Source organism: Bartonella sp. AD328YNZD (genome assembly GCF_042196425.1).
The window spans coordinates 1323-6375 of sequence record NZ_JBHIQG010000129.1; the positions used below are offsets into that span (position 1 = coordinate 1323).

The 5053-nt window shown below is 37.2% G+C and carries 4 protein-coding genes; 2 read left to right on the top strand and 2 right to left on the bottom strand.

Features of this window, described 5'->3' with window-relative positions; translation table 11 throughout:
• Nucleotides 1-451 precede the first annotated feature (451 nt).
• The gene (ettA, locus tag ACFIO3_RS07100; RefSeq protein WP_375606955.1) at nt 452-2101 is read right to left on the bottom strand and encodes an energy-dependent translational throttle protein EttA; all 1650 of its coding nucleotides are present in this window, start codon (nt 2099-2101) and stop codon (nt 452-454) included.
• A 160-nt stretch (nt 2102-2261) separates the two neighbouring features.
• Here ettA and ACFIO3_RS07105 point away from each other — a divergent pair, with 160 nt between their 5' ends.
• Together ACFIO3_RS07105 and pncA are read left to right on the top strand one after the other, a co-directional pair.
• On the top strand, nt 2262-2798 hold the full coding sequence (locus tag ACFIO3_RS07105) for a hypothetical protein (protein ID WP_375606954.1): 537 nt from the start codon (nt 2262-2264) through the stop codon (nt 2796-2798).
• A gap of 47 nt (nt 2799-2845) precedes the next feature.
• Nucleotides 2846-3454 (top strand): bifunctional nicotinamidase/pyrazinamidase, encoded by a 609-nt coding sequence (gene pncA / locus ACFIO3_RS07110; RefSeq protein ID WP_375606953.1) that lies wholly within the window; start codon nt 2846-2848, stop codon nt 3452-3454.
• Nucleotides 3455-3924: 470 nt separating this feature from the next.
• On the opposite strand, the gene ACFIO3_RS07115 is transcribed toward pncA, so the two are convergent.
• Entirely contained in the window at nt 3925-4977 is a 1053-nt protein-coding gene (locus ACFIO3_RS07115) for a DUF475 domain-containing protein (RefSeq protein WP_375606951.1), read from the bottom strand.
• Between the last annotated feature and the right edge of the window lie 76 nt (nt 4978-5053).

Below are 5053 nucleotides of genomic sequence, written 5' to 3' on the forward strand. Positions count from 1 at the left end.
GAATACCATAAATTTTTCTCATTTCAAATCTATTTATGATAAATCAATCCAAATCATTCTCTTACAGCACATAAACGGAGGGAACATATAGATAAAAATACCTTTTATGCCCACCTCAAAACAAGAACTGCATACCATTGAGAAAAAATAAATAATATGATAGTGTCAGCTTGCATCTTTATTAAGTAAAGACGATAATGCTCAATGACCAGAGCATTTGTAGAAGTAATACTATACTCTTCATCTCCTCCTTTTCATTGCAATTTTACAAGCAATAACCGGTTATATTCATGAGTAGAATAACCCTATTTAGGTCATAATTTCATAAGATGTCTCTTACTTTTTTCAATGAATAAAAACTTCCACAGAGCATACACACACTTTATTTATGAAATAACAAACACAATAAAATACACTATTATTCCAACAAAGTTGCGATAAGATAAAAATTCTAGCGTGTAAGAGGTTTATAATTTGCATGCTTAGGATTAAGAGATTCCGCCCCAAGACGACGAACTTTATCAGCCTCATATTCAGCAAAATTACCTTCAAACCATTCTACATGACCATCACCTTCAAAGGCTAAAATATGTGTTGCCAATCGATCAAGAAACATACGATCATGCGATATGATAACTGCACAACCAGCGAAATTTTCCAATGCATCTTCCAATGCACCCAATGTTTCAGTGTCAAGATCATTTGTCGGTTCATCAAGAAGAAGCACATTCCCCCCCTCTTTTAGAAGTTTCGCCAAATGTACGCGATTGCGCTGCCCTCCTGATAAATTTGCCACCTTCTGCTGCTGATCTGCCCCCTTGAAATTAAAAGCCCCGCAATAAGCGCGGCTATTCATCTCATATTTGCCTAATTTAATAATGTCATTTCCACCAGAAATTTCCTCCCAAACAGTTTTATCCCCCACCAAGGAATCGCGACTCTGATCCACATAACTCATGTGAACTGTTTCACCGATACGTATCTGACCTGAATCGGGATTTTCCTGTCCCGTTAACATTTTAAACAAGGTCGACTTTCCCATACCATTGGCACCAATAACGCCAACAATGCCACCAGCAGGAAGTTTAAAAGAAAGAGAATCAATCAATACACGTTCACCATAAGCTTTAGAGAGATTATCAACCTCAATAACAACTTGTCCTAACCTTTCTCCAATAGGAATAATGATTTGCGCCTCTCCAGGACGGCGCTCACGTGCTGCTTGAACCAACTCATCATAAGCCTTAATCCGAGCTTTTGACTTTGCTTGTCGCCCTTTTGGACTAGAAGCGATCCATTCTTGCTCACGTGATAAAGCACGTTGACGCGCTGCCTCTTCACGGCCTTCCTGAGCCAAACGCTTGGCTTTAGCCCCCAAATAAGCAGAATAGTTCCCCTCATAAGGAATACCTCTACCGCGATCTAATTCTAAAATCCAACCCGTTACATTGTCGAGAAAATAACGATCATGGGTTATCAAAAGCACAGCCCCAGGATATTCACGTAAATGCCTCTCAAGCCAAGCCGTCGTTTCAGCATCTAAATGGTTTGTCGGTTCATCCAAAAGTAATAAATCAGGTTTTGACAAAAGTAATTTACAAAGCGCAACACGCCGCTTCTCACCACCAGAAAGTTTTGTGACATCCCCATTGGCTGGCGGACATCCAAGAGCAGCCATAGCCATTTCCACTTGACTTTCTAAATCCCAAAGATTCTGACTATCAATAATATCCTGAAGCTGTGCACTTTCATCAGCCGTTTCTTCGCTATAATTCATCATCAATTCGTTATAACGCTCAAGAATTGCCTGTTTATCTGCAACACCTTCCATCACATTGCCGCGCACATCTTTGCTTGCATCAAGCAAAGGCTCTTGTGGTAGATAGCCACAGCGCGCTCCTTCACAAAGCCATGCTTCTCCTGTATATTCCTTATCTAGCCCAGCCATAATACGTAAAATCGTTGATTTACCAGCACCATTTGGCCCTAAAATACCGATCTTCGCATCTGGATAGAAAGACAAATGAATATTTTCTAAGATTTTTTTATTGCCGTAAGACTTGTTGAGCCCAGCCATATGATAGATAAATTGACGTGCCATAAATTTCTCTTTATATTGCGCGATATTAAAGATTAGGGTTTGAAAAAATTGCTTTCGCTTTTTGAAACTGTACAGTAAATAGTGCTTACACCGTATCAAAAGCTTTTCGCTTTATATTGGTACATTTTTTCTAATCTCACAAGCCCCAGTATGGTTCTGAATGCAAAAAAACATCGCCTCAAAAAGCAAAAAGCAAATCTTTTTAGCTGTCCCTGAAACATGTTATCAAACATTGCCCATCTTTTCCATACCAGATATAACCTTGTATTTTTATCGTATTAAACCAACTTATCAATGTGATAGGATACCAGAAAGAAAAGCAATTCTCTACGCACCTTCTTTTTTTGCCTTATGGGCTTTATATTACGCCGTAAAAAATCCTTCCCTTTTTTCATCGATTTTTTGTTACGGGAAACAATGGACTTCACCCCTTTCCTTGATGTGGCTTAAATTACGTTTACAAAATGACTGCCGCCTTATGGGATCTGACGTCCCAAGCCCAATGATCATGAAGGCGTTGCATCAACACGTAGCAACAAATGACTACAGTGCACTCCCCATTGGTACGTGGTTACAATTCGTAAAAAACTATAAAACAAATTGTAAAAACTTATCCATTCCCCTCTTTTGGCTTGATAACTGTAAAAATAGTATCAATATTCAGCAACTCATTTCAAAACTTCAAGGCGAAATATAGCTTTTTAAAAATACGATAAAAGCGCGTCTCCTATGAGGAATATATTTATGGAAAAAAAAGCCTTAATCGTCATTGATGTTCAAAATGACTTCTTACTTGGTGGAGCACTTGCAGTACCACAAGGTGATACTATTTTACCCGCCATCAATAATCTCATAAATCATTTTGATCACGTTATCTTAACCCAAGACTGGCATCCCAAAAACCATTGCAGCTTTGCTTCCTGCTATCCTGAAAAAAAAACCTATGATACAGTCACTCTTGACTATGGTCCTCAAATACTTTGGCCTGATCATTGTATACAAGGAACACAAGGAGCAGAGTTTCATACATCTCTTAGAGTGGAAAAGGCACAACTTATCCTTAGAAAAGGCTATAATCCAAAAATGGATAGTTATTCTGCCTTTCTTGAAAATGATCAAAAAACACCAACAGGTTTACATGTTTATCTCAAAGAACATGGTTTTACCAAGCTCATTATGTGCGGCTTAGCAACTGATTTTTGTGTCGGATTCTCTGCTCTTCACGCCATACAATACGGTTTTAAAGTCAGTGTTTCATTAAATGCTTGTGCTGGTATTGATGTAAACGGATCACTAAACACTATGCTTAAAACTATGAACGAAGCAGGTATAGAACTGTTAATGCTCTCCTAAAATATTCTTTTCTCATCTACCATTATAACATTCTGATTTATAATGAATAAATTTTTTTACCTATTTAAGAAAGGAACCCCAATATCGTAAAATTCTCTCATTTCACCCCTATTTCAATACCATTCTCTTAAAACATCATAAATAGGATTGATGTATGAATAAAAATCTTGCAAAAAAAACAGCCAAAATGCTTCTTATGAATCATTAAATGCAACAGCAGTTATGATACTAAAAGCTGGTAAAAAGTATAGCGTAAACTTGCACCTTATATTGAAGTCAAAAAGCCTCTATACGTCAAAAGTTATCCAAAAGATTATACATTATTTACCTCATGGAGGAAAATCGCGCAATAGTGTCAACTTTAAAACAAAAACATCAATAAGCAATAACATGGCATTTTTTGCATAAAAAGCCTCTCTCTATTCAAAGACATGCGATAAACAAAAGCGTGAGAAAACACGAATTTTTCATTACTTAGACACGCCCTGTTTATCCAATTGACAACGCTTAAAACGAATCGAAGAATACAATGCTATTCCAATAATACAGACTCCCACAAGTCCTGTTAAAACTTCAGGAACCGATATAATCGTTTGCAGATACATAATCACTGCAAGAACTAGAATTGCATAAAAAGCACCATGCTCTAAATAACGATAATGCAATAATGTTCCTGATTCAACCAACATAATTGTCATAGAACGAACGTAAAATGCTCCGATACCAAGACCTATCGCAATAATAAAAAGGTTGTGTGAAAAGGCAAAAGCACCAACCACGCCATCGAAAGAAAAACTAGCATCAAGAACTTCTAAATAAAGAAACGCCCCTACTCCCCCGTGAGCTACTGTTGTTAAAGTCTTTTGAGGAGTATCCAAGAGATGACCGACAACTTCAACACCGATAAAGGTCAAAAGTCCATAAAGTGCTGCCAATAAAAAAGTTATTTTATTTTCTGCGTCAATCTGACCTGAAACAAATAAGATCAAAATCAAAACAATTGCAATATCAATTCCAACAAGCGCCCCAAACTTTTGAGCAGGTCTCTCTATAACATTAAGCCAATGCACTTCTTTTTTAGAATCAAAAAAATATTTTAAGCCAACCATCATAAGGAAAGTTCCTCCAAAAGCGGCAATCCCCATATGTGCATCGATTAAAACTTCGGCATATCGATGTGGTTCCCATATCGCTAATTTGACTGCCGCAATGGGATTAATCCCAACAGCAACGACAACCACCAATAACGGAAAAACAATCCGCATCCCAAATACAGCTATCAAAATGCCCCATATAAGAAAACGGCGACGCCATAACGGATCCATTCTACCAAGAATACGCGCATTGATAATAGAATTATCAAAAGATAAAGAAATTTCCAAAATCCCTAAAACACAGCAAATAAAAAAATATTTAAGAAAACCAGTAATGCTTCCCGTTTCGAACCAACCAATAGCCCCTCCTAAAAAAATACCAATAATCGTGAAAAAAAAAGCACACCCAAAATAGCGTAATAGGGCCATGATCATTCCTCAAAGTTTATTTTCTAATTCAACTACAGCACACACAGTATAAATCCAAAGCTTGCATCTCTTTAAA